Origin of the sequence: Pseudomonas sp. BF-R-30 (genome assembly GCF_019956175.1) — a bacterium.
GTDB classification, from domain to species: domain Bacteria; phylum Pseudomonadota; class Gammaproteobacteria; order Pseudomonadales; family Pseudomonadaceae; genus Aquipseudomonas; species Aquipseudomonas jessenii.
Genome location: NZ_JAHBDE010000007.1, coordinates 20514 through 33740, shown reverse-complemented (window position 1 = coordinate 33740; position 13227 = coordinate 20514). Strand labels below are relative to the sequence as shown.

General features: G+C 60.8%; 12 protein-coding genes. 9 read left to right on the top strand and 3 right to left on the bottom strand.

Translation table 11 applies throughout. The features are described 5' to 3' along the window. Nucleotides 1-8 precede the first annotated feature (8 nt). The 8 genes from KGB20_RS05185 (at nucleotide 9) to KGB20_RS05150 (ending at nucleotide 8142) form a co-directional block, all read left to right on the top strand. Complete coding sequence (locus KGB20_RS05185) at nucleotides 9-1010, top strand: PleD family two-component system response regulator (RefSeq protein ID WP_057716208.1); 1002 nt, start codon at nucleotides 9-11, stop codon at nucleotides 1008-1010. Nucleotides 1011-1218: 208 nt separating this feature from the next. Then, a protein-coding gene (gene prfB, locus KGB20_RS05180; RefSeq protein WP_109790603.1) for a peptide chain release factor 2 occupies nucleotides 1219-2314 on the top strand; the annotation gives its coding sequence in 2 pieces (ribosomal slippage) (nucleotides 1219-1290 and nucleotides 1292-2314; 1095 coding nt in all). 114 nt (nucleotides 2315-2428) lie between these two features. Continuing rightward, complete coding sequence (gene lysS / locus KGB20_RS05175) at nucleotides 2429-3931, top strand: lysine--tRNA ligase (RefSeq protein ID WP_057716207.1); 1503 nt, start codon at nucleotides 2429-2431, stop codon at nucleotides 3929-3931. Nucleotides 3932-4029: 98 nt separating this feature from the next. Further along, entirely contained in the window at nucleotides 4030-4746 is a 717-nt protein-coding gene (locus tag KGB20_RS05170) for a TetR/AcrR family transcriptional regulator (protein ID WP_174245502.1), read from the top strand. 142 nt (nucleotides 4747-4888) lie between these two features. Further along, nucleotides 4889-5443, top strand: a complete 555-nt coding sequence (locus KGB20_RS05165) for a hypothetical protein (protein WP_154861827.1) — start codon at nucleotides 4889-4891, stop codon at nucleotides 5441-5443. Between the two features lie 32 nt (nucleotides 5444-5475). Next, nucleotides 5476-6753, top strand: a complete 1278-nt coding sequence (locus KGB20_RS05160) for a flavohemoglobin expression-modulating QEGLA motif protein (RefSeq protein ID WP_057716204.1) — start codon at nucleotides 5476-5478, stop codon at nucleotides 6751-6753. 148 nt (nucleotides 6754-6901) lie between these two features. After that, nucleotides 6902-7816, top strand: coding sequence for an alpha/beta hydrolase (locus KGB20_RS05155; RefSeq protein WP_154861826.1), 915 nt, complete (start codon nucleotides 6902-6904; stop codon nucleotides 7814-7816). Further along, nucleotides 7813-8142 (top strand): hypothetical protein, encoded by a 330-nt coding sequence (locus KGB20_RS05150; RefSeq protein WP_102669805.1) that lies wholly within the window; start codon nucleotides 7813-7815, stop codon nucleotides 8140-8142. The genes KGB20_RS05155 and KGB20_RS05150 overlap by 4 nt, the downstream gene beginning before the upstream one ends. Before the next feature lie 136 nt (nucleotides 8143-8278). On the opposite strand, the gene KGB20_RS05145 is transcribed toward KGB20_RS05150, so the two are convergent. The 3 genes from KGB20_RS05145 to KGB20_RS05135 all read right to left on the bottom strand — a co-directional run bounded on the left by KGB20_RS05145 (nucleotide 8279) and on the right by KGB20_RS05135 (nucleotide 10209). Next, complete coding sequence (locus KGB20_RS05145; RefSeq protein WP_150812878.1) at nucleotides 8279-9076, bottom strand: OmpA family protein; 798 nt, start codon at nucleotides 9074-9076, stop codon at nucleotides 8279-8281. A gap of 45 nt (nucleotides 9077-9121) precedes the next feature. Further along, on the bottom strand, nucleotides 9122-9535 hold the full coding sequence (locus KGB20_RS05140; protein ID WP_057716200.1) for a DUF4398 domain-containing protein: 414 nt from the start codon (nucleotides 9533-9535) through the stop codon (nucleotides 9122-9124). A 329-nt stretch (nucleotides 9536-9864) separates the two neighbouring features. Then, entirely contained in the window at nucleotides 9865-10209 is a 345-nt protein-coding gene (locus tag KGB20_RS05135; RefSeq protein WP_056721034.1) for a hypothetical protein, read from the bottom strand. 201 nt (nucleotides 10210-10410) lie between these two features. Between KGB20_RS05135 and ppc the strand changes: the two genes are divergently transcribed. After that, nucleotides 10411-13041 (top strand): phosphoenolpyruvate carboxylase, encoded by a 2631-nt coding sequence (gene ppc / locus KGB20_RS05130; protein WP_150812879.1) that lies wholly within the window; start codon nucleotides 10411-10413, stop codon nucleotides 13039-13041. Nucleotides 13042-13227: the final 186 nt, after the last annotated feature.

The following is a 13227-nucleotide window of genomic DNA, read 5'->3' as shown; positions in this document are numbered from 1 at the left end:
GACCGCACATGACTGAATTACAGCTCGACGACTTCAAGACCGACGAAAACGCCGCCATGGTGTTGCTGGTGGACGATCAGGCCATGATCGGCGAAGCCGTGCGTCGCGGCCTGTCGAACGAAGAGAACATTGATTTCCACTTCTGCTCCGACCCGCACCAGGCCATCGCCCACGCGGTGCGCATCAAGCCGACAGTGATCCTGCAGGATCTGGTCATGCCCGGTCTTGACGGTCTGAGCCTGGTGCGCGAATACCGCAATCACCCGGCGACCAAGGACATTCCGATCATCGTTCTGTCGACCAAGGAAGACCCGCTGATCAAGAGCGCGGCCTTTGCGGCCGGGGCCAACGATTATCTGGTCAAGCTGCCGGACAATATCGAACTGGTCGCGCGCATCCGCTACCACTCGCGCTCCTATATGACCCTGCTGCAACGGGATGCGGCGTACCGCGCGTTGCGGGTCAGCCAGCAGCAACTGCTCGACACCAACCTGGTGCTGCAACGCCTGATGAACTCCGATGGCCTGACGGGGTTGTCGAACCGTCGGCACTTCGATGAATACCTGGAACTGGAGTGGCGCCGTTCGCTGCGTGAGCAGAGCCAGTTGTCATTGCTGATGATCGATGTCGACTACTTCAAGGCCTACAACGACAGCTTCGGCCACCTGGAAGGCGATGAAGCCCTGCGCAAGGTCGCCGCGGCGATCAAGGACGCCAGTGCCCGGCCTTCGGACCTGCCGGCCCGCTACGGCGGCGAAGAGTTCGCCCTGGTGCTGCCCAACACCTCCCAGGGCGGTGCACGGTTGGTGGCCGAGAAGCTGCGCCAGACCGTGGCAGCCCTGAAGATCCCGCACAACTCGCCGGCCGAAGGTTCGAGCCTGACCATCAGCATCGGCCTGTCGACTATTACCCCGAAAGCGGGCAGCAACTGCCGCGACCTGATCCTGGCGGCGGACAAGGGGCTGTATTCGGCGAAGAACAATGGGCGTAATCAGGTGGGCATCGGCTGAACAGCCTCCCCCCTGTAGGAGCGAGCCTGCTCGCGATGGTCGTCAACGATGACGATGGCTATCTGAATAAACGCGGTGCCTGAGCGTTTTTCGCGAGCGAGCTCGCTCCTACAAGGGCTTGGCTTTTCGGCCAGGCGGACTGCCGTTTTCGGCTGTTTCCCGGTATACTCGCCGGCTTTCAAAAGTTCGCCAACGAGTGCTGCCCGTCATGGAAATCAACCCGATCCTGAACACCATCAAGGACCTGTCCGAGCGCTCCGAAACTATTCGGGGGTATCTTTGACTACGATCAAAAGCATGAGCGTCTGACCGAAGTCAATCGCGAGCTTGAAGATCCGAGTGTCTGGAACAAACCTGAATACGCCCAGGAACTGGGCCGCGAGCGCGCTGCACTGGCGCAGATCGTCGATACCCTGGACGAGCTGAACACCGGTCTGGCCGATTGCCGCGACCTGCTGGACATGGCCGTCGAAGAGAACGACGAAGGCGCAGTGGGCGATGTCGTCGCCGAGCTGGCCCGTCTCGAGGAAAGTCTGGCCAAGCTGGAATTCCGCCGCATGTTCAGCCACGAAATGGACCCGAACAATGCCTACCTGGACATCCAGGCCGGTTCCGGCGGCACCGAAGCCCAGGACTGGGCCAATATCCTGCTGCGCATGTACCTGCGCTGGGCCGACAAGCGCGGCTTCGACGCGACCATCATGGAACTGTCCGCCGGTGAAGTCGCCGGGATCAAGGGCGCGACCGTGCACATCAAGGGCGAATACGCGTTTGGCTGGTTGCGGACCGAAATCGGCGTGCACCGTCTGGTGCGCAAGAGCCCGTTCGACTCCGGCAACCGTCGCCACACCTCTTTCTCGGCGGTGTTCGTCTCGCCAGAGATCGATGACAAGGTGGAAATCGAGATCAATCCGGCAGACCTGCGAATCGACACCTATCGTTCCTCCGGTGCCGGTGGTCAGCACGTAAACACCACCGACTCGGCCGTACGTATCACCCACGTACCGACCAACACCGTGGTCAGCTGCCAGAACGAACGTTCCCAGCACGCCAACAAGGACACCGCCATGAAAATGCTGCGGGCCAAGTTGTACGAGCAGGAAATGCAGAAGCGCAACGCGGCGTCCCAGGCGCTGGAAGACACCAAGTCCGATATCGGCTGGGGTCATCAGATCCGTTCGTACGTGCTCGATGCTTCGCGCATCAAGGATCTGCGCACCAACATCGAACGCAGCGACTGCGACAAGGTGCTCGACGGCGACATCGACGAATACCTGGAAGCGAGCCTGAAGTCCGGGCTGTAAGCAATGCAATACAGGATCGGCTGACCCGGCGCGATCCTTGTAGGAGCCAGCTTGCTGGCGATCCCCAGGCCGCAGGCCTGGGGGCAACGAACCTGTGATGGAATATTTAAAGACATGAGCGACCTAGAACTCGACCCGCAAGCCCTGCAACAGGAAGAAAACTCCCTGATCGCCCTGCGCAAGGAAAAGCTTGCTGCCGAGCGCGCCAAGGGCAATGCCTTCCCGAACGACTTCCGCCGCGAAAACTACTGCGAACAACTGCAGAAACAGTACGCGGACAAGACCAAGGAAGAGCTGGCAGAGGCTGCGATCCCGGTCAAGGTTGCCGGTCGTATCATGCTCAACCGTGGCTCGTTCATGGTGATCCAGGACATGACCGGTCGTATCCAGGTCTACGTCAACCGCAAAACCCTGTCCGAAGAAACCCTGGCCGCGGTGAAAACCTGGGACATGGGCGACATCATTGCTGCCGAAGGCACCCTGGCCCGTTCCGGCAAGGGCGACCTGTACGTCGAAATGACCAGCGTGCGCCTGCTGACCAAATCCCTGCGCCCGCTGCCGGACAAGCACCACGGCCTGACCGACACCGAACAGCGCTACCGCCAGCGTTACGTCGACCTGATCGTCAACGAAGACGTGCGCCAGACGTTCCGCGTGCGTTCGCAAGTCATCGCCCACATCCGCAGCTTCCTGATGAAGCGTGACTTCCTGGAAGTGGAAACGCCGATGCTGCAGACCATTCCTGGCGGCGCGGCAGCCAAGCCGTTCGAAACCCATCACAATGCGCTGGACATGGGCATGTTCCTGCGTATCGCGCCGGAACTGTACCTCAAGCGCCTGGTTGTTGGCGGGTTCGAGAAAGTGTTCGAGATCAACCGCAACTTCCGTAACGAAGGCGTTTCGACTCGTCACAACCCTGAATTCACCATGTTGGAGTTCTACCAGGCCTACGCCGACTACGAAGACAACATGGACCTGACCGAAGAACTGTTCCGCGAACTGGCGCAGCTGGTTCTGGGCAGCACCGACGTGCCGTACGGCGACAAGGTGTTCCACTTCGGCGAGCCGTTCGTGCGTCTGTCGGTGTTCGACTCGATCCTCAAGTACAACCCTGAGCTGACCGCCGATGATCTGAACGACATCGACAAGGCTCGCGCCATCGCCAAGAAGGCCGGCGCCAAGGTGCTGGGCTTCGAAGGCCTGGGCAAGCTGCAGGTGATGATTTTCGAAGAGCTGGTCGAGCACAAGCTGGAGCAGCCGCATTTCATTACTCAGTACCCGTTCGAAGTGTCGCCGCTGGCCCGTCGTAACGACGACAACCCGAACGTCACCGACCGTTTTGAGCTGTTCATCGGTGGTCGTGAAATCGCCAACGCCTACTCCGAGTTGAACGACGCGGAAGACCAGGCCGAGCGCTTCATGGCTCAGGTGGCCGACAAGGACGCCGGCGACGACGAAGCCATGCACTACGACGCCGACTTCGTTCGTGCGCTGGAGTACGGCATGCCGCCAACGGCGGGTGAAGGCATCGGTATCGACCGTCTGGTGATGCTGCTGACCAACTCCCCGTCGATCCGCGACGTGATCCTGTTCCCGCACATGCGGCCGCAAGCGTAAGTGTTTCAAATAAAAAGCCGCCTTTGAGGCGGCTTTTTATTGCCTGTCTGGTACAAACGTATCAACTTGTTAGTTTCATCTGAGAGGAAATACCTGTCGTGATTCGTGCAATGGCTCAAGAAGGTGCAGCGGGTATCGCCACTGCGGTCGCTGAAAGCGTTCAGTACCAGGGTCGCAAGGCCAGCCGACAGGGCAGTGAACAGCGACGACAGGACATTCTCGACGCCGCGATGCGCATTGTTGTGCGCGATGGCGTGCGTGCCGTCCGGCACCGTGCGGTGGCCGCCGAGGCGCAAGTGCCGTTGTCGGCGACCACTTACTATTTCAAGGATATCGATGACCTGCTCACCGATACCTTCGCCCAATACGTGGAACGCAGTGCGGCGTACATGGGCAAGCTGTGGGTGAACAACGAGGGCCTGCTGCGCGACATGATCGCCAGTGGCGACGGCAGCCCGCAGGCACGCTCGAAACTGGCGGACGACATTGCACGGCTGATGACCGATTACGTTCACCGGCAATTGGTCAATCGTCGCGAACATTTGATGGCCGAGCAGGCGTTCCGTCAGGAGGCGTTGCTCAACCCGCGCCTGGCCGAACTGGTGCGCTCGCATCAGCAAATCCTGCTGCAGGGCTCTTGCCAGCTGTTCCAGGTATTGGGCTCGCGCGAGCCGCATCAGGATGCCAAAGTGTTGACGGCGATTATCGGCCGGATGGAATATCAGGGCCTGCTCAACGTAGACGAGCCTGCCGCCGAAGAGGAAATGCTCGGCATCCTGACGCGCTACATGCACCTGGTGCTGGCGTCGGTGTAGTCCGGCTGGTGCATGACCTGTGGGAGCGGGCTTGCTCGCGAAAGCGGTGTGTCAGTCAAAGTTGATGTCGACTGATGTACCGCCTTCGCGAGCAAGCCCGCTCCCACAGGGTGAAGCCGTGTGATCTTCAAGGGAGTATTGAATGAAAGCCTGGCGTGTCGTTGTGATCGCCTTGTCGTTCCTGCTGCTCAGTGGCTGTCTGGTGACCTTCAAGGAACCGCTGCCCACGAGCGAGCCCGCGCCCAAAGGGTTGCTCGGCAAGTGGACCAGCACCAGCGCCTGGGGCGAGCCCGTCAATCTGGAGTTGACCCGCATCGCCGACAATCGCTACCAGGCCGTCAGCTACTTCAAGGCCAAACCCAAGGAGCGTGAAGCCTACCCCTTTACCGTGTCGCGCCATGGCAACCGTTGGTACTTGTCGGCGAAGGTGCCGGCGCAGTTCGGCGGGTATTTCATCATCGGCGGCTTCGAGCTGACCGACCAGCGTGAACTGGTGCTGTACAACCTCGACCCCGAACAGGTCAACCAGGCGCTGAAGCAAAACGCCCTGAGCGGAGAAGCGTTTCAGACTGACGACGGCGCAGGCGTGCTGATCAACAGCTCCATGGATCAAGTCACCGCCTACCTCGACGACCCGGCCAATTCCGATGTGTTCGTCGAAGCCGTGCGCTACCAGCGTCAGGCCAAAGCCAAATAAGCAGCACAATCAGGTTTCTACAGGAGTTTCGGGTGGACGATTACCAACAGTCGATACGCATTTTGTCCGATCGCATCGTGCTGGCGCAGACGCCGATCCGCGTCCTCGATGCGGTCAAGTGGGACGACAACATTCGTAAGGGCTTCCTCAAGGCCAAAGGCAAGGAAATGCCGGCGGTGGACCGCGACTACTACCTCAACCGGCCGCTGGCGTTCGATTCCAGCAAAGTGAAGCTGGAGTTCCAGAACATAGAGCGCGACATCACCCGCCAGCTCGGCCAGTTCAACCCGGTCGGCCAGATCATGCGTCGCATGTGCAAGGAATACCGCATGGTGGTGCGCATGCTCGAAGCGCGCGGCACCGAGGATTTCGGCCTGATCTCGCAGGAATTGTATGGTGCTGCCTCCGACGCGTTCCACGCCGGCGACCCGACGCTGTCCGACCTGGGTATGATGTTGTCCGAATACCTGAACAACATCGACGGCCGCGGCGACCTCAAGGATGAGCCGAAGACGCTGACGGCCAAGGATGCGGTCGACCTGTTGCAGCATCGCTTGAACAAGGTATTTGGCGAAGCCGAGGAAACCATCCGGGTGTTCGAGTCCGACGGGATCGTCGCCGATGCGGCGGCTGGCGCCGACTACATCAAGATCCGCTCCGATGCGATGTTCAATCAGCGCGATGTGCGCGCCCTGGAGGTCCACGAAGGGCTGGTGCATGTCGGCACCACCCTCAACGGCCTGAACCAGCCGATTTGCACCTTCCTCTCCAAGGGGCCGCCCTCGTCGACGGTGACCCAGGAAGGCCTGGCGATCCTGATGGAAATCATCACCTTCGCCTCGTACCCCAGTCGCCTGCGCAAACTGACCAACCGCACGCGGGCCATTCATATGGTGGAGGAGGGTGCCGACTTCCTGCAGGTGTTCGAGTTCTTCCGCGAGCAAGGCTTCGAAATGCCCGAGAGCTACAGCAACGCCAGTCGCGTTTTCCGCGGCTCGGTGCCGACAGGTCTGCCATTTACCAAAGACTTGTCCTACCTCAAGGGCTTCATCATGATTTACAACTACATTCAACTGGCCGTGCGTAAAGGCAAGCTGGAGCAGATACCGCTGTTGTTCTGCGGCAAGACCACCCTGGAAGACATGCGTACCTTGCGCCAGTTGGTGGATGAAGGTCTGGTGGTTCCGCCCAAGTACCTGCCGGAACAGTTCCGCGACATGAACGCGCTGTCGGCGTGGATGTGCTTCTCCAACTTCCTCAACCACCTGAGCCTGGACCGGATCGAGGCGGATTACTCGAACATCCTTTAAGGATCACGCGGACTCAATGTGGGAGCGGGCTTGCTCGCGAAAGCGGTGTATCAGATAGCAGAGATGGTGAATGTCAGTCCGCATTCGCGAGCAAGCCCGCTCCCACATTGGGTCGTATTCCAATCCCATTTTCGCGAGGTTTCAACGGATGAGAATCCTCGGCATCGTCTGCCTTCTCCTGGCCCTGAGCGGTTGCAGCTCCTTGCTGTTTTATCCCGAACCCGGCCAGTTGTTCACGCCGGAAAAGGCCGGGCTCGAATACCGCACCGTCACCTTGAACACCGCCGATGGTCTCAAGCTGAACGCGTGGTGGCTGCCGGTGAAGCCGGGTGTCGAGGTCAAAGGCACGGTGCTGCACCTGCACGGTAACGGCGGCAATCTGCCAATGCATCTGGGCGGGAGTTGGTGGTTGCCGGAACAGGGCTATCAAGTGCTGCTGGTGGACTATCGCGGTTATGGCTTGTCCGAAGGCAAACCGAGCCTGCCGGCGATCTATCAGGACATCGATGCGGCGTTCAAATGGCTCGACCAGGCCCCCGAGGTCAAGGGCAAGCCGCTGATCCTGCTCGGCCAAAGCCTTGGCGGTTCGATGGCTGTCCACTACCTCGTTCAACACCCCGAGCGGCAGAAACAACTCAAGGCTGTTGTCCTCGACGGCGTGCCCGCCAGTTATCGCAGTGTCGGCCGGTATGCGCTGAGTAATTCATGGGTGTTCTGGACGTTCCAGGTGCCGCTGTCGTGGCTGGTGCCGGACGGCGACAGCGCGATCAACTCCATGACGCAACTCAAGGACGTGCCGAAACTGATCTACCACAGCATCGACGATCCGATCGTGCCTCTTTCCAACGGCATCCGACTGTATCAAGCTGCGCCGCCGCCGCGGGTGCTGCAACTGACCCGTGGCGGTCATGTGCAGACGTTCGCCGACCCGGTCTGGCGCAAGGTCATGCTGCGTTATCTCGATGACCCGCAACATTTCAACGGCCTGCGCCGCCTGGGTGAAATCCCCAACTACCCGGCGCCCCCGAATTCAGAAGATGAACCACCAGAGAGTCCGCAATGAGTGAAGAACGTAACGCCATCCCGCTGATCATCACCGGTATCTGCAGCATCCTCGGCACCGTCGGTGCCCTGTGGTGGTACGGCTACCTGCACTTCGCCAAGCCCGAGGATGCGTTGCTGCTCAGCGACTTCACCATGCTCAAGACCGTGCCGGGCGAGGACTACAAGGTTTCCCTGGCGCCGGCGGCCCAAGTGGCCCAGTGCATCGATGGCGTGCTGGTGCTGTTCGACACCGAACAGAAAGGCCTGACCGGCGTGCTGGTCGACAGCAAGAAAAAAGCCGTGCGCTGCATGGGGCAGGAGACGCCGCAGAAGCTGGAGCCGTAAACCGGTTCTAACTAACAACACAGATCCAATGTGGGAGCGGGCTTGCTCGCGAAAGCGGTTTAACTTTCAACAATAATGTTGACTGATACACCGCCTTCGCGAGCAAGCCCGCTCCCACATTGGTTTGTGTTGTGGATTACTGGGTGTATGAACTCACCGCCGAACGCGGCATTACCGGCTGATTGTCATTGGAGATGGTCACCTCCACCCGACGGTTCATCGCCCGGCCCGAAGTGCTGCTGTTATCCGCCACCGGATATTCCTTGCCGTAACCCTGGGCGACGATACGCGCAGGATCAACGCCCATCTTCACCAGTGCCGCACGCACGGAACCCGCGCGACGTTCCGACAGCGACTGGTTGTGCGACGCCGTACCGGTGCTGTCGGTATAGCCCTCGACAATCACTTTGCGCTCGGGGTTTTCCTGTAGGTACTGCGCCAGTTTGTTGATGTTCGCCAGGCCGTTGGATTTCAGCTCGGCCTTGTCGGTGGCGAACAGCACATCACCGAAGGTCACCAGCGTCCCGCGATCGGTCTGCCTGGCGTTGAGGCTGTCCTTCAACTGTTTGATCTGCTGATCACGGGCGTCAAGGCGCGCCTGAGCCCGTTGCGCCGAGGCATCTTTCAGGCTGGCCTCGGCGGTGCGCAGGGCGATGGTCTGCTTGGCCACTTCGACGCGCTGGTTGGTCAAATAGGCAAGCTGGTCGACAGTGGCCACGTCCTCCTTGTCCCTGTAGGCCTTATCGGCCTTGTCCAGATAGTCGCTGGCTTCCTTGGTTTCCAGGGCCGCAATCTTGGACGCTTGCGGATCGGATTGCAGGCCGGTGTAGTTGGTGCGGGCCTGTTCGAGGTTGGCGTTCGGTGGTGTGGAGCAGGCTGCCAGGGTTACGGTGACAGCCAGCAGGGCAGGGATCATCAATTGACTGGATTTCATGATTTCGTCCTTTTAGTCGAGTGGGAATGCGTAGTGCCGCGCCGCTTACTGCACGGTGCGCTGGCTTTCCTGACGCAATTCCTGAACGCCTTTCTGCGCGTCCTTCACTGATTGTTCGGCCTTCATCGCCTGGGCCTTGCGCTCGGCCACGCGAGCGTCCCACTCGGCCTGTTCGGCGAGCATCCGGGCCTGGTCGTATTTTTTGTCGTGCATGGCGATTTCGGCTTGCTTGAGCTTGTCCTGGGCCGACTTCATTTCCACGGCGGCGAACTCGGTGCCGCCGGCGCTCACGGCGTCGTTGACGGCCGATTGGGTGACAGCGTACTGCTCGGTCGGCGGGTTACCAGCGCAGCCGGCCAGGACCAGGCTGCTGCCCAGAGCCAACGCCGCCAGTTTGAGGCTACGCGAACAGGTGAATGAGGGACTTCCGATTCGGGTTTTCATGGTCTTCAACTCCATTGGGCCAGTTCCTGAAAAACGTCGAAGTCCACCCTGGGCAGGGCGCTGAAACCATCAATTGCGGGGTATTTTGAAACGCTCGTCCCAGGCGTGGTTACTTGGGTTGACCCGAGGCTTTTTTTGAAAGTTCAGAGAATTTAGCCGGCTATCGAAAAACCTGGATCGAGTCGACAGCGCCCTATAGGGCAGGACAAGCGCAATTTTTTGAATTGGCACACGGGCTGATGTGGGAGCGGGCTTGCTCGCGAAAGCGGTCTATCAGTCAACGTAGATGTCGAATGTTAAACCGCTTTCGCGAGCAAGCCCGCTCCCACAAGTTCTGTGGAAAATCAGTGTTTCTGTTTGTCCTCAGGCACCGACAAATCGTGCAAATGCCGACGGGACAGCGCCAGAAAGCGCGGGGTCGGCCCAATGTCTTCATACAGTGGATCGCCTTCTTCATCGGTGGCGACCACGGTTGTGCCCTTGACGTACGGGAAGCTTCTTTCCAGCTCTTCCAGCGCGGCGCCGATCAGATCGCCGAGCAGTTCTTCAGGATGCCGCTTGGGATACATCTCGACGAGCGCGGCCAGGCGTGCGGCAGACTCCACGTCCAGATGAATCGAGTAGCCGGTGTCGGTCAGGCGACCCTTGGCGTTTTCTTCCCAGTGGTGGGCAAGCTCGCGGATTTTCATATTGACCTCATTGCGCTCCCGCTCGTGGCAGGCAGGGTGAGTGTGCGGCATTGGCCGGCGATAGCCGTTGTACGGTTAATCTTCAGACTAGCTTCAACAGGCAAGGTTTAAAGGCCCTTCGTCGTCTTGCTTGTAAGAACCTGTCTGGGGCGGCACTCTCTTGTTTCTTAGCCGTCCGGATTTTTTGCTGGAGACCTGCTGATGACCGATATTGATGCACGCTTGCGCGAGGACGTTCACCTGTTGGGTGAGCTGTTGGGCAACACCATTCGTGAACAATATGGCGACGGTTTTCTCGACAAGATCGAGCAGATCCGCAAAGGCGCCAAGGCTGACCGGCGCGGCTCCATGGACGCCGAGCTCAGCGCCAGCCTCAACCAGTTGACCGAAGACGAGTTGCTGCCGGTGGCGCGGGCGTTCAACCAGTTCCTCAACCTGGCCAACATCGCCGAGCAATATCAGTTGATTCACCGTCGCGAGGAATCCCGGGAGGCGCCGTTCGAAGCCCGGGTGCTGCCGGAGTTGCTCGCGCGCCTGCGCGCCGAAGGGCATGGCGCCGACGCGTTGGCCCGGCAACTGGGTCGGCTGGAGATCGAGCTGGTACTCACTGCGCACCCTACCGAAGTTGCACGCCGCACACTGATCCAGAAGTACGACGCCATCGCCGCGCAACTGGCGGCTCAGGATCACCGTGATCTGACCAGTACCGAGCGCGAGCAGATCAAGACCACCTTGCAACGCCTGATCGCCGAAGCCTGGCACACCGAGGAGATCCGCCGCACGCGCCCGACGCCGGTGGACGAAGCCAAGTGGGGTTTCGCGGTGATCGAGCATTCGCTTTGGCAAGCCATTCCCAATTATCTGCGCAAGGCCGATCAGGCCCTGTACGCCGCCACCGGCCTGCGCCTGCCACTGGAGGCAGCACCGATTCGCTTTGCCTCGTGGATGGGCGGCGACCGCGACGGCAACCCGAACGTGACGGCGGCGGTGACCCGAGAGGTTTTATTGTTGGCGCGCTGGATGGCGGCCGATTTGTACCTGCGCGATGTCGATCGCCTGGCCGCTGAGCTGTCGATGCAGCAGGCCAGCGATGAGTTGAAGGCCAGGGCGGGAGACAGCGCCGAGCCGTACCGGGCAGTGCTCAAACACCTGCGCGAACGCCTGCGGGCAACGCGTAACTGGGCACATGCCGCCTTGTCGACGTCCGCGCCGGCACCGATCGATGTGCTGCAGGACAACCGCGAACTGCTTGATCCACTGGAGCTTTGCTACCGCTCCCTGCACGAGTGCGGCATGGGCGTGATCGCCGATGGGCCGTTGCTCGATTGCCTGCGTCGGGCAGTGACATTCGGTCTGTTCCTGGTTCGTCTGGATGTACGCCAGGACTCGTCGCGGCACACCGCCGCAATGACTGAAATCACCGACTATCTTGGCCTCGGCCGCTACGAAGACTGGAGCGAAGAAGAGCGCATCGCCTTCCTGATGCGCGAATTGAGCAATCGTCGGCCCTTGTTGCCGAACTACTTCAAACCTTGCGCCGACACCGCCGAGGTGCTGGCGACCTGCCGGGAAATCGCCGCTGCGCCGCCTGCATCCCTCGGTTCCTATGTGATCTCCATGGCCGGTGCGGCTTCTGATGTACTCGCCGTGCAGTTGCTGCTCAAAGAGTCCGGCGTGTTGCGGCCGATGCGTGTGGTGCCGCTGTTCGAAACCCTGGCCGACCTCGACAACGCGGGGCCGGTGATCGAGAAGCTGCTGCTGTTGCCGGGCTATCGCGCGCGCCTGCAAGGGCCGCAGGAAGTGATGATCGGCTACTCCGACTCGGCCAAGGACGCCGGCACCACCGCGGCGGCCTGGGCGCAGTACCGGGCGCAGGAGCGACTGGTGGATATCTGCCGCGAGCAACAAGTCGAGCTGCTGTTGTTCCACGGTCGCGGCGGCACGGTGGGGCGTGGCGGCGGCCCGGCCCACGCGGCGATCCTGTCGCAGCCGCCGGGTTCGGTGGCGGGGCGTTTCCGCACCACCGAGCAGGGCGAAATGATTCGATTCAAATTCGGCCTGCCGGACATCGCCGAGCAAAACCTCAATCTGTATCTGGCCGCCGTGCTTGAGGCGACCTTGCTGCCTCCGCCGCCACCTACGCCCGAGTGGCGCCATTTGATGGACGAACTGGCTGCGGATGGTGTCAGCGCCTACCGTGCCGTGGTGCGGGAAAACCCGCAGTTCGTGGAGTATTTCCGCCAGTCCACGCCGGAGCAGGAGCTCGGCCGTTTGCCGCTGGGCAGTCGTCCGGCCAAGCGCCGGGCCGGGGGGATCGAAAGCCTGCGGGCGATCCCATGGATTTTCGGCTGGACCCAGACGCGCCTGATGCTGCCGGCCTGGCTGGGTTGGGAAGCGGCCCTGAGCAAGGCGCTGGAGCGTGGCGAAGGCGAACTGCTGGGGCAAATGCGCGAGCAGTGGCCGTTCTTCCGCACCCGCATCGACATGCTGGAAATGGTCCTGGCCAAGGCCGATGCCGACATTGCACAGTCCTACGATGAGCGTCTGGTAGAGCCGAATCTGTTGCCATTGGGTGCGCACTTACGCGACCTATTGTCGCAGGCGTGCACCATCGTTCTCGGCCTGACCGGGCAGTCGCAGCTACTGGCACATAGCCCAGCGACCCTTGAGTTCATCCGCTTGCGCAACACCTACCTCGACCCGCTTCATCTATTGCAGGCCGAGTTGCTGGCCCGTTCAAGAGTGCAGGACGTGGCGCAGGGCAGCCCGGTAGAACAGGCCTTGCTGGTGTCTGTGGCGGGGATTGCCGCCGGTTTGCGCAACACCGGCTAAGGTCTTTGCCATGGGGTCAGGCATCCGGCAGGTGAGCCGGATGCCGCCGTTTGACGGGTGCAAAAGTGCTGCCAGGCGACAGTTAATGACGGGGTTGCGACTTGGGAAACTGTGCGCAATGGTCGCAGGAGGCAGCGGTTTCTCCGACTTTTGGCGTCTTGTGTGGGCGCAGCCTGCTGTGTATCT